We start from the raw sequence: 16285 nt of genomic DNA, 5'->3' as shown, positions 1-16285 counted from the left end.
CGATGCTAGACTTAGGGCATGTCATCACCAGCCATCACCGCAGCGATCTACTGCCGCATCTCATCCGACAGGGCCGGTGGTGGGCTCGGAGTCGCCAGGCAGGAGCAGGACTGCCGCGAAATTGCCGCATCCCTTGGCTGGAACGTCTCCCGCGTGTATGTGGACAACGACATTAGCGCCTACTCGGGCAAGACCCGCCCGAGTTACCGTGAACTGCTCGAAGCCATGCGCGCCGGGCAGATTCAGGCCGTCATTTCATGGCACACCGACAGGCTGCACCGGTCGCCGCTTGAGCTCGAAGAATACATTGACGTGTCCGAAAAGTCCGGCATCACGACGCAGACCGTCAAGGCTGGGGAATTGGACCTAGGCACCCCGTCGGGCCGCGCCGTCGCCCGCACGCTTGGAGCATGGGCCCGTTACGAGTCGGAGCACAAGTCAGAGCGTGGCAAGCGCAAGCAGTTGCAATTGGCAACCGCCGGCAAGTTCACCGGTGGACCCGTCCCGTTTGGCTGGGAAATGGTGGACAAGGTGCCCGTCATTGTTGAGCCCGCCGCCGCCGAGATCCGCAACGCCGTAAATAGCATCATCGCCGGGGCAAGCATCGGCTCCATCGTGCGAGATCTCAACGCCCGAGGCATCAAGACCCGCCGGGGCCAGCTGTGGACATCGACCGCCGTGCGTAATCTGGTCATGCGCCCCACCAATGCCGGGCTATCGAGCTATCACGGGGAGATCTTGGGGGAATCGGTATTCCCTCCCATCGTGACCGAGGATCAATGGCGCACCGTGACGGCTATAGTCAAAGACCCATCGCGCCGCTCCGCGTTCGATTCCAAGGTGAAGCATCTACTCGCCGGAATGCTGCGGTGTGGGACGTGTGGAGAGGCCATGCAAACATCGTCCCGCGCTGGCGCCGATGGGCCGAATAGGTTCTATTACAAGTGCCGGACCCGCGGCGATGGGCACGCTTTCCAGACGTCGCAGCCGGTCGAAAATCTCGTTTCAGAGGTCACCGTTTCATTCTTGGAGTCCCAGCAGTCTCAAGGAAAAATGCACTTCCCGGACGACGAAGCAAAGCTAGGCAAACTGCGGGCCGAAGCCCTCACGTTCCGCGGACGCCTGGACGAATCAGCGAACAGCTTCGCGGACGGCATCATCACTGCCAAGCAGCTAGAGACCATTTCAACGCGGGTACGCGAACAACTTGATAGGACCACCGCGGCAATGGCCGCGCTAGGGCATGGGAGCCCGCTCCCGCCGCCCAACGTCGCCAGTATCAGGGAATGGTGGGCAGCGGCCGGGATAGAGCGGCAACGGGCAATTATCGACGCGCTCATGACCGTCTATGTAGACCCGATCCGCAAGGCGGCGCCTCGAATATTTGACCCGGAACGAATCAGAATCGATTGGAAATCAGCATGAGCAACATGAACCCCATGGCTTTTTGCAAAAAAGGCCACAAGCTGGCCGAATTGATCGGGCCGGAAGTAGTGAGAATGGCTTTTCTTGTTGGAGACGTGACCGAGCGTGAAGATCGGCCCTACGGCATGGCAACCCGATGGCTTACGGTCGGCAAAGGTGATGCTGAGTGGACTGCCGGCACCGAGCTTCGATGTTCCTCCTGCGGCTCCGAGTACGACGTCACACCGGCCGACCTTGCCGCCGAACTGCGGACGCGCCGAAAGTTTGCTCTTACACCAATTAGGCGCAGCATGCGATAGTATCGCATTTGTAAGGCCTCGCCGAATGTAGGCGAAATGCCGTTATCTCCTTGGGCAAGGATGACACCACCGAAAAGGTGTTGTTATCTTGCCATCGAAAGATCCAGAAAAGCGCTCACAGGCTGCTCGTATCGCGGCCGCCATGCGCTGGGGGAACAGGTCCCCGCAAATCAGGGAACTTCAGCGAGATTTAGCCGCTGAAAAGCTCGAGGCCTACGTTTCCCGCGTCGTATCCGAGGCCCCACCACTTACCCCGGAACAGCTGGACCGCGTGGCCGTCCTGCTCCGCCCCGCCGGCAGTGACGCATGAGCGCCCGCGCCGATGAACAGCTGGCCGAACTCGTTTGCCGCGATGACGACGCATTCCGCATATACACCCTTGGGTATTCCCGCGGGCACCAGGACGGGCAAGCCTTCATGGTGTTGAACAATGAAGCGGCGGCCGAACTCGCCGCCCGCCGATTCCTCGCCCTCGACGCACTGGACGTGGAAATCCGGGAAACCATGAGATCCACACGCGAATTTATCGATGTTCGTGCAGCTCGAGAGCGTGTTGCTCGATGACCGAAATCAAAGACTACTTCAGAGCCGATGCTTTCGAAGATGACCGGATTTCAAATCTGACTATGGCAGCCGAGGGGGAACAGCACCGTGGACAGGCCCGCATGGCCTACCGCCTCGCTGCAGCCTACCGCCACGATCTCATGTACGTTCGCGGCATCGGCTGGCACGTTTGGGACGGGCACCGATGGGCCGAGGATGAAAGGGACGCCGCCAAGAATGCCGTCCTCGACGTACTCCGCCAGGCACTCGCCCAGTCGCTCGATGACAAGGAACTCCGCGCCGACGTGCGTAGGTGCGAATCATCGGCAGGCGTGGCCGGCGTGCTGGATCTCGCTTCAGCACTCCCGGCACTTCGGGCCGCCATTGCCGACCTCGACGCCGACCCGCATTTGCTCAACTGCGCTAACGGCACCCTCGACCTGCGCACCCGCCGGATGCGGGACCACAACCCGGCCGACCGGATTACCCGTGTCACCCGCGGCGCCTACGACCCCGCGGCCGACCGGACCGCATGGGACGGTTTTCTAGCCTCTGTCCTGCCTGACAACGAGGAACGGGCCTACCTGCAGCGCGTCATAGGCCAGAGTGCCTACGGCCGCGTTAGAGAGCACCTTTTCCCGGTCCTGACCGGGAGCGGCTCCAACGGTAAAGGAACGGCCTACGGGGCCATTACTAACGCCCTCGGGGACTATGCCACGATCATCAACCCCGAACTGCTCATGGCATCCGAACGCGGCGGCGGCGGGCCCGAGATGATGACCCTGCTAGGCGCCCGTTTGGTGGTTGGCTCCGAAACCGAGGAAGGCCGGCAGCTGGACGCAGCCACTATGAAGCGGCTCAAAGGCGGCGACGAAATGACCGCCCGACGTCTCTACCAAGAGCCCGTGCGCTGGATCCCAACCCACCAGCTGATCTACGTCACCAACCACCTGCCCAAGGTCAAGGGCAACGATCCCGCCGTATGGCGTCGTATCCGCGTCGTACCGTTCGATGTGGTGGTGGCCGAGGAACATCGGGACCAGACATTGCCCGAACGCCTCGAGCTCGCCGCTGACGCGATCCTGACATGGGCCGTCGAAGGATGGTTCGACTACGAAGACGGCGGCGGGATGAACGAGCCCGACAGTGTGCGCCAGGCAACGGACAACTACCAGACAGAATCCGACGCTGTGAAGCGGTTCATCCAGTCCGAATGCGTCACCGGCCCATATGCCCACGCTAAGACTCGGGACCTGTTCCACATTTGGACCGCATGGGCCGCGGCAGACGGCGCCGACCCGCTCAAGGAAACCCCGTTCGCCAAAGAACTCGACCGGCTCGGATACGCAGCCAAACGCACGACCGCCGGCATGGTCCGCCAAGGCATCGGAATACGGGCCGACGACGACGAAAACGAAGGGGGAATGTAGGGTCATGTACCCCTTTTGCAAACCTCCTCACGAGAAGGATCTTAGGAAAGTTCCCGAAAAGGGTACATCACCCTACATTGACCCCTCAAAAAGCCCTGAAACACGCGGAATCGATGCAACCCCAGGAGACGAGACCATGACCGGATACAGCTACGGGAACCACCAGCCTGCAGGTGCTGCAATCCTCGCCCAGCAGCTACACCATGAACGCCAGCGCTCTTCGTACTGGGAAGGCCGCGCACGGGCCGCAGAGAGCCGCCCAAGGGCCCACAACCTGCCCCTGACCAACGCCGCCGGCGAAGTCGAAGAACCATTGCCCACCACCAGCGCGGAACCGGAATAGCCGCCATGAATACCCCGGAACACACCAACACCCACCACCACACAGAAGGAGTCCACCATGACTGAATCACTTGACGTTGTCCCCCGCGGCACACCCCGCCGACAAATGGCAGCACTCCAAAAACGAAATGACGAAGAAGAGAAGCAGGCATCATGACCGCCATGGCAACAACCGCACAAAACAACTCAACAGAAGGATCCTGACAATGAGCCTCATCAATGACCTGTCAAAATCGCAGTTGGACCAAATTATCCGGCGCTTGAGGGCGTTGGAGAACGCGGCGCCGATGAACAATGCGGCTATCGGTCGCAGCGGGCTACTCGTGTACGACGGTGGTGTGATCACCATCGAGAACGGTGGCCTGGACGTCACCGGCTCCGCGAAAATCTCGGGCACACTCGACGTCACGGGAACCATCACGCAGACCGGCACGTCCACCTTCACGGGCACGACGAACCTCAACGGGCCCACCCACATAACGGGCGACACCGACGTCACAGGCAAGCTTGATGTCACGGGGCCCATGGCCACCAAGGGCACACTCTCCGTCGAGGGAGTGACAACACTCAAGAATGACCTGAACGTGAACGCCGGGAAGAAGGTCAACCTAGGCAGCATCAGCCTTGAGAGCGGCGGTGCTACCGGCGGCCAAATCAACCTGGTAGGCGGTGCGCTCTCATCATCCGCCAGTTTCGGGACGCTGCTTGTCTCAACAGTCCTTGAGGTAGGCGGCACGACCGAACTGAAACTCAGCGCCCCAATCTTGACAATCACCAGCCTGCCGACCACGACGCAGAAACCAAACCTCTACGTAGATGCCAATGGCCGCCTCTATCGCTCCACGGCGGTCTAGGACAGACGACATGGCAGATAAACGACGCCCCTTCCCAAAGCCCAGCCGAAAGGAATCGGATAGTGAATGACTTCCTGGCACGGCTGCTGGCCCCCACCCCGCCGCCGCCCTTACCGTGCCCGCGCTGCAGTAAGCCGGCGCCCGGTGCGAAGTGCGAAAACTGCCACGCCGACACCACCCGAAGCTATGTCAAGAACTCACGAGGGAAACGCGATGATTGAACCGCCGAAGGCTGACTACAGATTCCCGCCCATGGTCCCGCCCGTCGAGCACGAGCTACGCCGCATCGAAGCCGCCGCGCTGCTACTGGAAGTGCCGTGCATTCACTGCAACGCGACGACCGAGGCCCTGGCCGGCTTCGGCAGCCTGCCCAGGGCATTGGGCATCACCCACGAGAAGGGATGCCCGAACTACTGCGAGTAGACGTTCTACCGCACATACTTCCAAATGGAGGTATGTGCGGTAGAATTCTTCTAGTAGTCAGACACGGCTGATTGGCGGTCCCCAGGCTCACGGCGCGAAAGCCCCCAGAGACGGCACCGACAAGGACACCCCTGCAGGCTCGCAGTAAAAGCTTCACCGCGCAGCATGGCGACGGCCAACATAGCGCGAAAAGTCGCCGGTAGACGCACCGCGTCCCGGCATATCCACATTTCACTCAGGGTCCGCAGAATCCCGAGCATCAAATGTCTGACGTCATCACAGCCCGCCGCGCCATCGCCGAACTCGGCGCCAAGTCCCAAGCAATCATCAACAACAAGTCGCTGACCAATGAGGTCAAGAAGGCCCAGCTCGACGGCCTCACCGCCGAACTGAAGCAGCACCGGGCAACCCTTGAATTGCACCAGCAGGCCGCCCCGCTCATGGTGGGCGGGGAAAGTATGAACAACCCCTACGCCACGGCCGTTGCCTCAGGCCGGGCCATGAAGGGCCAGGCTACCCCGTCGCTGGCCCTCAGCGAGGAAATGAAGCAGAGTTTCTATCACGCCGCCAAGTCTGGGCAGAACCTCCGCGTCGAACTCAAGGACGCCGCATTTTCGGACGCCACCCGCGGGCAGCTGCCGGCGCGCTACATGGGCCTGGTAGACCGGAGGTTTGAGCCCACCCGTCTGCTGGACCACATCCCGTCCACGGGGACCGAGGCCCCATCGGTAGAGTTCATCACGCATACGGCCAACACCGTGGCACTTGCAACCCCCGTCATTGCCCTGGGTACCGCCGCATCCGGTGGCAGCTTCAACGCAGGAACCTACTACTGGAAGCTGACCGCCACCAATACCGCGGGCGAAACGGTTGGATCCAACGAACTGACCGCAACCCTGACGGCCAACCAGCAACAGCCGATCAACTGGACCAGCATCACCGGCGCCAACGGCTATCGCCTCTACCGTGGCACCACGGCAGGTGCTGAAAGCGTCCTCGTGGCAGTGATCACCGGCGGCGCGACAGTCACGTACACGGACAAGGGATCGATCGGCACCAACGCCACAGTCCCGACCATTGACCGCACCGCCGGGGCCGCGACCATCAACGCGGGCGGGCAGTACCCCGAGATGTCTCTGACCACCGTTGCAACGATCCTGTCGGCCAAGAAGATCGGCGTCTTCACAACCGTGGTGGACGAGCTGCTGGCAGACTTCGCGACATTCGGCCAGTACATCGACGTTGAACTCCAGCGCCAGGTCACCGACACGGAAAACTGGCAGCTCCTCAACGGCGACGGCACCGGGGACAACCTCTTGGGCTTGCTCAACGTCCCCGGCACGCTCTCCCGCACCAAGGGCGCCAGTGATGTTGCGCTGGACGTCATCGAACAGGGAATTACCGACCTGCGCAACGGCCCGCACTTTTGCGAGCCGGACGTCCTGATCATCCACCCGTCCACCTGGTCCGAGATCCGGCGCACAAAGAACACGCTCGGGAACTACATCCTCGGAGATCCCGGGCAGTCCACCGTTTCGGATGTGTGGGGAATCCCGGTCCTGCAAACCACGCAGATCACGCCCGGCGTTGCGATCCTCGGAAACCTCGAGCTCGCCACCCAGGCATTCATCCGCGAGGGCATCACCCTGGCAATGTCCAACTCCTCGGATGCCGACTTCACCAACGGCAAGGTCAAGATCCGCACCAGCGAGCGTCTGATGCTCGGCGTATCCCGTCCTACCGCGCTAAACGTCCTCACCGGACTGTAAGCCCGACCGGACAAGCGAAGGCCAGCCGTCCCGTCACACAACGACGGGACGGCAGGCCCGGGCGCCGGCAACCACCCGGACTGGGTGGGGGTCACAAATCTCTAGCATGAAGGCCGCCGGGAGGGTTCGCCGGGTAGTGAACTCCCCCTCCCCGCAACTTTTGAGGGGGGTCGCGCACGCGAGATCCTACAGCAGGATTGAGGACATAAGAAAGCCCCGGCAACGTTGGTGTACGTTACCGGGACAGGTCGCATTTGAAATGCGAGGTCAGTGGGCCATCAGGGCCGACGGTTTGATTTGGAAGACCCTGGCGAACATGAAAAGGTCAGGCGTCATCAGCACAGTTTCGCCTCGAAGCTTGCGCCGCATCCTGGCTACAGACATGCCACCGATGTTGGCAATTTCCTTTCGGCTCATTGGTGACGATTCCACAAGCTCATTGATCCGCTGCAAGATGTACTCACATTCGTGGTCAGCTGTCATTGTGGATTTTGTGGTGATGTTCATGGTTGAGACCTGTTCTATTGTGGGTTGTTGTGTGGCGTCCCCAGTGGATGCCGGTGAATCTATCGTGAGCGTGTGACATTTGGGAGGTGGGCAGGGTTCAAAGATGATGAGGACCTAAAGGGCTGACTTGTTATAGTCCCTCGTCCCGTCGATTTCCCGCCGCCCCCGCTCCCTGTCTGCTGCATTCCACGCCCGTAGCCCGCCGCGGTATCCGGGGCAGGCTGTAGCGCAGCCGGCACCACTGCAGTTAGTGACGGCAGCCTGGCGGTTCAGGCTTGAAGGGGAGTATGACCGCGCCCGGTTGAGTACGTCGAAGGGCTGGAACACGTAGGCGGAAGCCTAGAACCGACCTAGCTCTCATTTGAAATGAGGGCTAGTTCAGATCCCGACCGCCGCCTATGGGGTCGGTCGAACCGACCCCAGGGCGACTCGGGACGGTTAGGCGACGATCTCCGACATGCGGCAGCCCAGCACACGAGCAAGGGCGTCTATCTCTGAGACGGTGAGGGCGGTTTCACCGGAGAGCTTGCGGCGCAGCATGGCTTGGGAGATCCCGACGCCGGCGGCAATGGCCTTGCGGGAAACGTCCGCATTCAATATGCGTTCCCGGATCTTGGCTAGCGTCATGTCGTAGTAGGACACCGGCGCGGCGCTCATGCTGCCACGCTCGGGAAGATAGCAGACGCAAGCAGGGCGGGCCCCACGAACATGCACGCTGCAACGAGCGTGTAGAAGATGAATTGCACGGTGCTTTGCACGGCGCGGGCTGTATGCTGATTCATGTTGCCGGTCCTAATCACTGGTAGCCACGCCCCGGACTGTTTGCGCAGTGCCGGGGCATTCAATTTATGCTGTGATTAGACAGTAACGACGGCCGTGATGTTCTCCCCGGCCAGCAGCGGCAGCGTGCAGATCTTCACGACGGCGTCGTGCGCGCTGTTGGCATGCACCGACGCCATCCCGGGCAAGCCGCTGTTGAGGGCGATGAGCATGTCCAGGCTTTCGGCCTCGCGCACCTCGCCGACGATCAGTCGGTCCGGGCGCATGCGCAGCGCCTCCTTGACCAGCCGGCGCAGCGGGATCTCCCCGGCGCCTTCGAGGTTGGGCTGGCGGCATTGGAGCCCCACCACGTCCCGCAGCGGCAGCTTGAGCTCAAAGATCTCCTCCACCGTGACCACCCGCTCCCGCGAGCCAATGCCGGCGGCCAGGCAGTTCAGCAGGGTGGTCTTGCCGGCCTGGGTGGCGCCGGAAACCAGGATGTTCAGCCCGCTGCTCACGGCCGCGCCCAGGAAGCGGGCGGCCTGGGGCGTGAGCGAGCCCAGTTCCACCAGGTGGTCCAGCCGGCTGGCCCGGGCGGTGAACTTGCGGATATTCACGGCCCAATGTTCGCGGGTGATGTCCGGGATGACCACATGCAGCCGGGAGCCGTCCGGCAGTGCGGCGTCCACGAACGGGCTGCTCAGATCCAGCCGGCGCCCGGAGCTCTTGAGCATCCGCTCCACCAGGTCCCGCACCTGCTGGTTGGTGAAGGCCAAGGCGGTCAGCTCGGATTGGCCGTTGCGGGCCACAAACACCTGGTCCGGGGCGTTGAGCCAGATTTCCTCGATGGCGGGGTCGTCCAGGAACGGTTGGAGCGCGCCGAAGCCGGCAACGGCGTCGAACACGTGCTGCTTCGCCTCACCGGCGTGGGCCAGCGGAGGCACCGCACCAATCAGCGAGCGCTCGCCGTAGTCGTTGACGGCCGCCTCCACCAGCGTGCGGACCTCGCTGCCCTGGCGCAGGGGGTCGAGCCCCCTGCGCCGTATGAGTTCGCGAACTTCCTCTTCAACTAGTGTGAGCGCATCCATTCATCCCCACCGCTTCATTGCGGATTTGCCGTGCCTATCTCTTGTGGAGCGTAACCCCGCCGCCCGCCAGCGCGCCAGTGCCCACGGGGTAACTGTGGACAACCGGGGCCCGCCCCAACTGTTTGCCAAACTCCCAGCTAATTACCAGCTAACATATTGCTATGTGTCCGCGCCCACTCCAACGGCGGGGTTGGCCAGCGTCGAAAGTGGTACCGCATCCATGAACTTGCCCAGTTCACCGGCCCCTCCGGGGGGCGTCGTGGCCGTCATCCTGGCCGGCGGCGTCGGCACCCGGGTGGGGCTCTCGACGCCCAAGCAGCTGGTTCCCGTGGCGGGGCGCACGTCCCTGGAACACACCATGGCCGTCTTTGATGCGGCACCCGGCATTGACTCGATCATCGTCATGATGGAGCCCCACCATCTGGAGGCGGCCCGGCGCCTGCTGGCGCCGGCCGGCTTCCGGAAGTTGGCGGCCATCCTGCCCGGCGGCGCCACCCGCAACGACACCACCCGGCTGGCGCTGGCGGCCATCGAGCGCGACGACGCCAAGGTCCTTTTTCACGACGCCGTCCGGCCCCTGGTGGACCAGCGCATCATCCAGGACTGCCTCGATGCCCTGGACAGCTACGACGCGGTGGACACGGCGATCGCCTCGGCGGACACCATCATCGAGGTCAACGCCCAGAACTGCATCACGGGCGTGCCGCGGCGCAGTACCCTGCGCCGCGGGCAGACGCCGCAGGCCTTTCGGCGCGGCGTGCTCGCCCGGGCCTACGAACGGGCCGCCACCGACCCGGCCTTTGAGGCCACCGACGACTGCTCCGTGGTGCTGAACTACCTGCCGGAGGTGCCGATCGTGGTGGTGGAGGGCAGCGACGCCAACATCAAGATCACCCAGCCGGTGGACATCCACCTGGCGGACAAGCTGTTCCAGCTGCGGGAATTTTCCGCCCACGGCGTCGGGCAGTCCCTGGCCGGGCTGGCCGGCCAGACGGTGGTGATTTTTGGTGCCGCCTCCGGCATCGGATTGGACCTGGCCAACAGCCTCACCGCCGCCGGTGCCACCGTCCACGGCTTCAGCCGAGGCACCACGGGCACAGACATCCAGGCCCGCGAGGACGTCCGCCGCGCACTGGCGCAGGCCCACGCGTCCAGCGGCCGGATCGACCACGTGGTGCTGTCCGCCGGGGTCCTGCACACCGGGGCGCTGGTGGAGATGTCCGACGCCGACCTGGCCGCCTCGATCGGCACCAACCTCACCGGCGCCGCCGTCGTCGCCCAGGAAAGCCACGCCTACCTGCGCGACTCACACGGCTCGCTGCTGTTGTACACGTCCAGCTCCTACACCCGCGGCCGGGCCAACTACAGCATCTACTCGGCCACGAAGGCCGCGATCGTGAACCTCACCCAGGCGCTGAGCGACGAATGGGCGCCGGAGCGGATCCGGGTCAACTGCATCAACCCCGCCCGCACGTCCACGCCCATGCGGACGGAGGCGTTCGGCGTCGAGGATCCCGCCACCTTGCTCAACAGCGAATTTGTCGCCCACGCCAGTGCCCAGGTCCTGGCGTCCACCGATTCCGGCCACGTCTTTGACCTGCGCCTGCCCGAAAATGACCCCCTTCCCACCTTTGATGGAGCGCTGCCTTGATCCCGTCCCTCGACGCCACCGCCACCGTGCTGCGCGCCTGCCTGCCCGTCGCCGGCGACGGCCCGGGCTCCCCCGTCGGCAGCCTCGCCTATGTGTCCTTTGACGGGCGGCGGATCTGGACCTTTCGCGTCGACGACGGCCACTGGGTCCGGGAGACCAACACGCTCCTGGTTTCGTGGCCGCCGGCTCTGGCCCCGCACCTGACCGGGGTGACCACGGCGAAACTGGAAATCCGCGCCCAAGCCGGCCAGCCGGCGTCGTCCACGGCGGAGGCGACGGTGCGCTTTGGCGCGAGCACCGAGGCCCTGCGGCTGCGCGACCCGCTCACGGGCCGGGACCTGGTGGTCAACAAGTGGGGGCGGCTGGCCAAGTCATTTGAGGCTGACACCGAAACGTTCATGGCCGACGTGCTCGGCTCCGCGGCCCGGCTCGTTGCGGTGCTTCAGGACACCATGGGGCTCGAACCCTTCGTCACCGGCGGAACGCTGCTGGGGCTGGTGCGCGACGGCCAGCTCGTGGCCCATGACGACGACGCCGACCTCGCCTACCTGAGCCGGCACACCAACCCCACCGACGTTGTCCTGGAATCGTATGAGATGGAGCGGGTGCTCGCCGCCGAGGGATTTGAGACGGTGCGCCACTCCAGCGGCCATCTGCAGGTCATGTTCGGCGGCACCGAATACACCGACGGCCACTACGTCGACATCTTCAGTTACTTCGTCACGGAAGGCTGGTTCTACGGGACCTTCCACGCCCGGGAAAAGGCCGCCGAGGTGACCATTTTTCCGCTTGGCACCGTCTCCGCCGGCGGCCTGGAGCTTCCCGCGCCGGCCAACACGGACCAGCTGCTCACGGCCATCTACGGCCCCGACTGGCGCATCCCGGACCCGGCGTTCACGTTCGTCACCCCGGAGGCCGCAGGCCGGCGGTTCTACTGGTGGCTCAACCACTACGACCCCTTCCGTGAAGACTGGGAGGACTTCCACCGCGGGCTGATCGGCGCCGACGTCCGGCTCCCACCGTCCGCCCTGGGCGGCTGGCTGGCCGATCACCTGGCGCCGGGTTCCACCGTGGTGGAGCTGGGCTGCGGGCTCGGCCAGGACGCGCTGGCCCTGGCCGCCGCCGGCCACCGGGTCCTGGCCAGTGACTACAGCCGCCCCGCCATCGCCCGCGCCCGCGCCGTGCAGGACGGTGCCGTGCAGGACGGCGCCGGCGCCCGGCCCGGCGCGGCCGCCGACTTTGCGGTGGCGAACGTCAATTCCGTCCGGCAGATGGCCGGACTCGTGAAGCGGGCCGCCGCGCTGGCCGGCCCCGACGCCCCGATTACGGTCGTGGCGCGGAATCTCTTTGACAACCTGCACTTCCTGGGCCGGGACACGGCCCTGCTGGCCATCTCGCACCTGCTGGGCCGGGGCGGCCGGGCCTACCTGCAGATGCGCAACCCCCACGTGGGCCGGACGGTCAGGGACAAGTTTGAACCGGCGGGGGAAAAGATCTTTGACCCGTGGGAGTTCACCAACAGGCTCTCCTTCTACGGGCTGGAAGTAGTGGAGCGCAATTTCATCACGGAGCCCGGCGCAGTCGGGGCATCCCTTAGTTACGTCATTGGAAAGGTTTCCCCCTCATGAGCGCATTTGAGATCCTCAAAGTGGCCCTGCTGAAGATTGTGGGCCGGATCAGTCCGTCCGCCGCGCACCACCTCAAGGCCTTTTCCCGCCAGCCCGAGGAGACCGAGGCGCTGCGCCACCGCGTGGAACGGCTGGAGCGCGAGCTGGGCGACCTCCGCGGCCTGGTGGAGACGTTGAACCGCGACCTGGACGAATCGCGCCGTTTGAACCTGCGGGCCGCCGAGGTCATGGACGTGGCGTTCGGCCAGCTCACCAAGTAGCAAGGCCGCTTGGGTTAGAATCGAGCCTGATTTACGACAGCACGAAAGATGCCATTGATTCGGCGCGCGCGCCACAGGAGACTTCAAGAATTTCATGACTTGGTTGCAAACGGTTCCGGCGCTGCTTGCGGCCGCGCTCATCATATTCGTCCCCGGCGCCGTCCTGGCCCGGTGTCTGGGCGTGCGCGGCATTGCCTGGCTGGGCCTGGCCGCACCGCTCTCGATTTCCCTCGTGGGGGTCGGGGCCATGGCGGCGCAGCTGATCCATGTGCGCTGGTCGCTGCCGGTGGTGGCGCTTGTGACAATTCTGGGGTCGGCGGTGGCCTGGGGCCTGCGCTACCTGCTCATCATCCGGCGTTCGCCCGCCCCGCGCGGCCCGCTTTGGGTGCGGCCTCGACCGGCCGTGGCCGCCGGACTCGTTGCCGGAGTGGTGCTCGGCGCGGGCCTCATCGGCGCCCGATTCGCCCAGATATTCATGCGCCCGGAGAACCTGTCGCAAACCTATGACAATGTGTTTCACCTCAATGCCGTCAGGTTCATCCTGGATACCGGCAACGGCTCCTCCTTGTTCCTGGGCAATCTGGAGGGCGGCGGCACCCGGTCGTTCTATCCCGGCGTTTGGCATGACGTGGTGGCCCTCGTCGTCCAGACGGCGGATGTGCCCATCCCCGTCGGCGTCAACTGCGTGAACATCGTGCTGGGGGCACTGGTCTGGACGGTCTCCGCCATGTACCTGGCCACGCGCGCACTTGGGGCCCGGCCGGCCGTTTTCCTCATGACGGGGGCGCTGGCCGGAGCATTTGCGGCCTTCCCCTACCTCCTGATGGATTTCGGCGTCCTCTACCCCAATTTCCTGGCCGTCACGCTCCTGCCGGCCTTCATTGCCCTCGTTGCCGACGTCCTCGCGCTCTCGACCCGAAGCCATCCGGGCACCATCCTCGGGCTCGTCCTGCTGGTGTTGGCCGCCCCCGGTCTGGCGTTGAGCCACCCGAGCGTGGTCATTGTGCTGGGCGCGTTTGCGCTGCCACTGGCCGCCTTTTGGCTCTACCGGCAAACCAAGGCCCGCCTTGCCGGCACCGTGGCCTGGCCGCCGTTCATTACCTCGGTGCTCGCCTTCGTCGGCTACCTGCTGCTCCTGGACCTGGTATGGACCCGGGTCCGTCCCACCGAGAAGGCCTCCTTCTGGCCGCCCACCCAAACCGTTGCCCAGGCCCTCGGCCAGGCAATCGCCAACGCCCCCCAGGGCCTGCCCACCTCGCTGGTGATCCTCGGGCTGACGGTCCTGGGCACCTACGCCGTGGTCCAAACCCGCAGGCACCTATGGCTCCTGGGCGCCTTTGCCGTGAGCGTATTCCTCTTCATCGCCGCGACCGGATTCGGGCAGGGCCCGCAACGGTCCTTTTTCACCGGCGTGTTCTACAACGACAGCTTCCGGCTCGCCGCCATGCTCCCCGTCGTCGCCCTGCCGCTGGCGGTCTACGGCACCGTCTGGCTTTTTGACGTGATCGTGGCCAGGCTCCCGCAGGTGTCCCCGGGGCGGAACCGGCAGTGGATCGCCGTGGCCACCGCGGGAACCCTGGCGTGCCTGGCGATCGCGACGGCGGGACAGGACAGCTCCGTGGCCGCCATGGTGGCGCGGGCGCAGCTCCAGTACGCGGCATCGCCGACGGCGAACCTGCTCTCCACCGACGAGCGGGCCCTGATTTTGCGTGCCGATCGGAAAATCCCCGCGAACGCCACCGTCATCGTCAACCCCCTGACCGGGGCGGCGCTGGTCTATGCCCTGGCGGATCGCAAGGTCATCCTCCCCGCGGCCGGCTCAACCCCCAGCCCGGACGACAGGATCCTCACCCACCATCTGACGGAGCTCGGCAGCGACGCCGCCGTGTGTGCCGCCGTCAAACGCCTCGACTCCTACTACCTGCTCGACTTCGGCGCCCGGCAGATCAACAAGATGAACATGGAGTTTCCGAGTTCGCAAGCGCTGGCCGCCACGCCCGGACTGACATTGCTGGACCGGGAGGGACCGGCCAAGCTGTACCGGATCGATGCCTGCCCCTAGCGAGACGGTTGGCTACGCGCCGTAGCCCTGCGGGTTCTCGCGCTGCCAGCGCCAGTGGTCCTGGCACATCTGGGCCAGGTTGCGGTGGGCGGACCAGCCAAGATCCGCCAGCGCGGCCGACGGGTCCGCGTAGCTGACCGCGGCGTCGCCCGGGCGCCGGGGTGCGAATTCAAACGGCACGGCCTTGCCGGCGGCATCGCCGAAGGCCTGGATGACCTCCAGCACCGAGGAGCCCCGGCCGGTGCCCAGGTTCCAGCGATACACGCCCTGGTGGCCGGGCAGGTAGTCCAGGGCCGCCAGGTGTCCGGCGGCCAGGTCCATGACGTGGATGTAGTCGCGCACCCCGGTGCCGTCCGGCGTCGGGTAGTCGTTGCCAAACACCATGACCTTCTCCCGGCGGCCCACGGCCACCTGAGCCACGAACGGCAGCAGGTTGTTGGGGATGCCGCGGGGGTCCTCCCCGATCCGGCCGGATTCGTGGGCGCCCACGGGATTGAAGTAGCGCAGCAGGGCAACCCGCCAGGCGGGGTCGGACGCGCCAAGATCGGTCAGGATGTCCTCGATCTGTTCCTTGGTGCGCCCGTACGGGTTGGTGGCGTCCAACGGCATCTTCTCGGTCAGCGGGACCTCCTCACTGGCCCCGTAGACGGTCGCGGAGGAGCTGAAGACCAGCGTGCGGACGCCGTGCCGGACCATGGCCGCGAGCAGGTTCAGCGTGCCGCCGACGTTGTTTTGGTAGTACATCAGCGGCTGGGCCACCGACTCGCCCACGGCCTTCAGCCCGGCAAAGTGGATGACGGCGTCAAAACCGGCCTCCGCGAACAATTTGTCCACCCCTGCGGCATCCAACAGGTCCAGCTCGATAAAGCCGGGGCGCTTGCCGGTGAGTTCCGCCACGCGGTTCAGTGATTCGGCCGAGGAGTTCGCCAGGTTATCCAATACGACGACGCTGTGCCCGGCCTCGAGCAGGCAAAGCACCGTGTGGGATCCTATGTAGCCGGCGCCGCCGGTGACCAAAACTTTCATGCTTTCCAGCCTATAGCGCCCGTTCGGGGGCGCCGAACGGCCCGGCGTGTTGACTTAAGCCACAGTGGTCACTTTTGTCACACGGGTAGTAGGCTGACAGCGTACAGGCCCTGGTCTCCGCCTTCTGTACCTGCACAGCGACAACTGCCCATGCGCGCCACATCCGCCACGCTACCTCTTCCGGAGTTCCTCCCCATGTTTACGACTCGGCCCAGGTTT

General features: G+C 64.6%; 16 protein-coding genes and 1 pseudogene. 12 read left to right on the top strand and 5 right to left on the bottom strand.

The genetic code is table 11. The features are described from left to right. Nucleotides 1-18 precede the first annotated feature (18 nt). From AB4Y80_RS10330 to AB4Y80_RS10295, 8 genes are all read left to right on the top strand, one after another. The gene (locus tag AB4Y80_RS10330) at nucleotides 19-1425 is read left to right on the top strand and encodes a recombinase family protein (RefSeq protein WP_442214020.1); all 1407 of its coding nucleotides are present in this window, start codon (nucleotides 19-21) and stop codon (nucleotides 1423-1425) included. Continuing rightward, nucleotides 1422-1724 (top strand): hypothetical protein, encoded by a 303-nt coding sequence (locus AB4Y80_RS10325; protein WP_442214019.1) that lies wholly within the window; start codon nucleotides 1422-1424, stop codon nucleotides 1722-1724. The genes AB4Y80_RS10330 and AB4Y80_RS10325 overlap by 4 nt, the downstream gene beginning before the upstream one ends. 306 nt (nucleotides 1725-2030) lie before the next feature. After that, a complete protein-coding gene (locus AB4Y80_RS10320) occupies nucleotides 2031-2288 on the top strand; it encodes a hypothetical protein (protein WP_442214018.1) in 258 nt (85 codons plus the stop codon). Continuing rightward, on the top strand, nucleotides 2285-3697 hold the full coding sequence (locus AB4Y80_RS10315) for a DNA primase family protein (protein ID WP_442214017.1): 1413 nt from the start codon (nucleotides 2285-2287) through the stop codon (nucleotides 3695-3697). The genes AB4Y80_RS10320 and AB4Y80_RS10315 overlap by 4 nt, the downstream gene beginning before the upstream one ends. A gap of 136 nt (nucleotides 3698-3833) precedes the next feature. Beyond that, nucleotides 3834-4040 (top strand): hypothetical protein, encoded by a 207-nt coding sequence (locus tag AB4Y80_RS10310; protein ID WP_442214015.1) that lies wholly within the window; start codon nucleotides 3834-3836, stop codon nucleotides 4038-4040. 205 nt (nucleotides 4041-4245) lie between these two features. Further along, nucleotides 4246-4893, top strand: a complete 648-nt coding sequence (locus AB4Y80_RS10305) for a hypothetical protein (protein ID WP_442214014.1) — start codon at nucleotides 4246-4248, stop codon at nucleotides 4891-4893. Between the two features lie 213 nt (nucleotides 4894-5106). Next, nucleotides 5107-5316, top strand: a complete 210-nt coding sequence (locus tag AB4Y80_RS10300) for a hypothetical protein (protein ID WP_442214013.1) — start codon at nucleotides 5107-5109, stop codon at nucleotides 5314-5316. Nucleotides 5317-5579: 263 nt separating this feature from the next. Continuing rightward, the gene (locus AB4Y80_RS10295; protein WP_442214012.1) at nucleotides 5580-7085 is read left to right on the top strand and encodes a phage major capsid protein; all 1506 of its coding nucleotides are present in this window, start codon (nucleotides 5580-5582) and stop codon (nucleotides 7083-7085) included. A 267-nt stretch (nucleotides 7086-7352) separates the two neighbouring features. On the opposite strand, the gene AB4Y80_RS10290 is transcribed toward AB4Y80_RS10295, so the two are convergent. The 4 genes and pseudogenes from AB4Y80_RS10290 to AB4Y80_RS10275 form a co-directional block, all read right to left on the bottom strand. Next, on the bottom strand, nucleotides 7353-7592 hold the full coding sequence (locus tag AB4Y80_RS10290; protein ID WP_442214011.1) for a hypothetical protein: 240 nt from the start codon (nucleotides 7590-7592) through the stop codon (nucleotides 7353-7355). A gap of 438 nt (nucleotides 7593-8030) precedes the next feature. Beyond that, a complete protein-coding gene (locus AB4Y80_RS10285; protein WP_442214009.1) occupies nucleotides 8031-8249 on the bottom strand; it encodes a helix-turn-helix domain-containing protein in 219 nt (72 codons plus the stop codon). Beyond that, nucleotides 8246-8374 carry a hypothetical protein gene (locus AB4Y80_RS10280; RefSeq protein ID WP_442214008.1) on the bottom strand — a complete coding sequence of 43 codons (129 nt, stop codon included), beginning with the start codon at nucleotides 8372-8374 and terminating at the stop codon, nucleotides 8246-8248. Before AB4Y80_RS10280 ends, AB4Y80_RS10285 begins: the two co-directional genes overlap by 4 nt. A gap of 78 nt (nucleotides 8375-8452) precedes the next feature. Next, a pseudogene (locus AB4Y80_RS10275) lies at nucleotides 8453-9439 on the bottom strand (CpaF family protein); the annotation flags it as partial. A 220-nt stretch (nucleotides 9440-9659) separates the two neighbouring features. Here AB4Y80_RS10275 and AB4Y80_RS10270 point away from each other — a divergent pair. From AB4Y80_RS10270 to AB4Y80_RS10255, 4 genes are all read left to right on the top strand, one after another. Further along, nucleotides 9660-11090 carry an SDR family NAD(P)-dependent oxidoreductase gene (locus tag AB4Y80_RS10270; RefSeq protein ID WP_442214007.1) on the top strand — a complete coding sequence of 477 codons (1431 nt, stop codon included), beginning with the start codon at nucleotides 9660-9662 and terminating at the stop codon, nucleotides 11088-11090. After that, nucleotides 11087-12718 (top strand): class I SAM-dependent methyltransferase, encoded by a 1632-nt coding sequence (locus tag AB4Y80_RS10265; RefSeq protein ID WP_442214006.1) that lies wholly within the window; start codon nucleotides 11087-11089, stop codon nucleotides 12716-12718. Before AB4Y80_RS10270 ends, AB4Y80_RS10265 begins: the two co-directional genes overlap by 4 nt. Next, nucleotides 12715-12978 carry a hypothetical protein gene (locus tag AB4Y80_RS10260; RefSeq protein ID WP_442214005.1) on the top strand — a complete coding sequence of 88 codons (264 nt, stop codon included), beginning with the start codon at nucleotides 12715-12717 and terminating at the stop codon, nucleotides 12976-12978. Before AB4Y80_RS10265 ends, AB4Y80_RS10260 begins: the two co-directional genes overlap by 4 nt. 94 nt (nucleotides 12979-13072) lie before the next feature. Beyond that, nucleotides 13073-15040: a DUF6541 family protein gene (locus AB4Y80_RS10255; protein WP_442214004.1), complete on the top strand. Its 1968-nt coding sequence runs from the start codon at nucleotides 13073-13075 to the stop codon at nucleotides 15038-15040. 12 nt (nucleotides 15041-15052) lie between these two features. Here AB4Y80_RS10255 and galE read toward each other — a convergent pair whose 3' ends face one another. Then, nucleotides 15053-16066, bottom strand: coding sequence for a UDP-glucose 4-epimerase GalE (galE, locus tag AB4Y80_RS10250; RefSeq protein WP_442214003.1), 1014 nt, complete (start codon nucleotides 16064-16066; stop codon nucleotides 15053-15055). Between the last annotated feature and the right edge of the window lie 219 nt (nucleotides 16067-16285).

The organism is Specibacter sp. RAF43, from assembly GCF_052114065.1.
GTDB lineage: Bacteria > Actinomycetota > Actinomycetes > Actinomycetales > Micrococcaceae > Specibacter.
Note: the sequence above shows the minus strand (reverse complement) of the source record. Positions and strands in the feature narration are given on the sequence as shown.

Coding starts and splice junctions, on each gene's coding strand:
- AB4Y80_RS10310 (WP_442214015.1), top strand. CDS start 3,834: ATGACCGGATACAGCTACGGGAACCACCAGCCTGCAGGTGCTGCAATC.
- AB4Y80_RS10315 (WP_442214017.1), top strand. CDS start 2,285: ATGACCGAAATCAAAGACTACTTCAGAGCCGATGCTTTCGAAGATGAC.
- AB4Y80_RS10285 (WP_442214009.1), bottom strand. CDS start 8,249: ATGAGCGCCGCGCCGGTGTCCTACTACGACATGACGCTAGCCAAGATC.
- AB4Y80_RS10295 (WP_442214012.1), top strand. CDS start 5,580: ATGTCTGACGTCATCACAGCCCGCCGCGCCATCGCCGAACTCGGCGCC.
- AB4Y80_RS10305 (WP_442214014.1), top strand. CDS start 4,246: ATGAGCCTCATCAATGACCTGTCAAAATCGCAGTTGGACCAAATTATC.
- AB4Y80_RS10260 (WP_442214005.1), top strand. CDS start 12,715: ATGAGCGCATTTGAGATCCTCAAAGTGGCCCTGCTGAAGATTGTGGGC.
- AB4Y80_RS10300 (WP_442214013.1), top strand. CDS start 5,107: ATGATTGAACCGCCGAAGGCTGACTACAGATTCCCGCCCATGGTCCCG.
- AB4Y80_RS10270 (WP_442214007.1), top strand. CDS start 9,660: ATGAACTTGCCCAGTTCACCGGCCCCTCCGGGGGGCGTCGTGGCCGTC.
- AB4Y80_RS10280 (WP_442214008.1), bottom strand. CDS start 8,374: ATGAATCAGCATACAGCCCGCGCCGTGCAAAGCACCGTGCAATTCATC.
- AB4Y80_RS10290 (WP_442214011.1), bottom strand. CDS start 7,592: ATGAACATCACCACAAAATCCACAATGACAGCTGACCACGAATGTGAG.
- AB4Y80_RS10320 (WP_442214018.1), top strand. CDS start 2,031: ATGAGCGCCCGCGCCGATGAACAGCTGGCCGAACTCGTTTGCCGCGAT.
- AB4Y80_RS10325 (WP_442214019.1), top strand. CDS start 1,422: ATGAGCAACATGAACCCCATGGCTTTTTGCAAAAAAGGCCACAAGCTG.
- galE (WP_442214003.1), bottom strand. CDS start 16,066: ATGAAAGTTTTGGTCACCGGCGGCGCCGGCTACATAGGATCCCACACG.
- AB4Y80_RS10330 (WP_442214020.1), top strand. CDS start 19: ATGTCATCACCAGCCATCACCGCAGCGATCTACTGCCGCATCTCATCC.
- AB4Y80_RS10255 (WP_442214004.1), top strand. CDS start 13,073: ATGACTTGGTTGCAAACGGTTCCGGCGCTGCTTGCGGCCGCGCTCATC.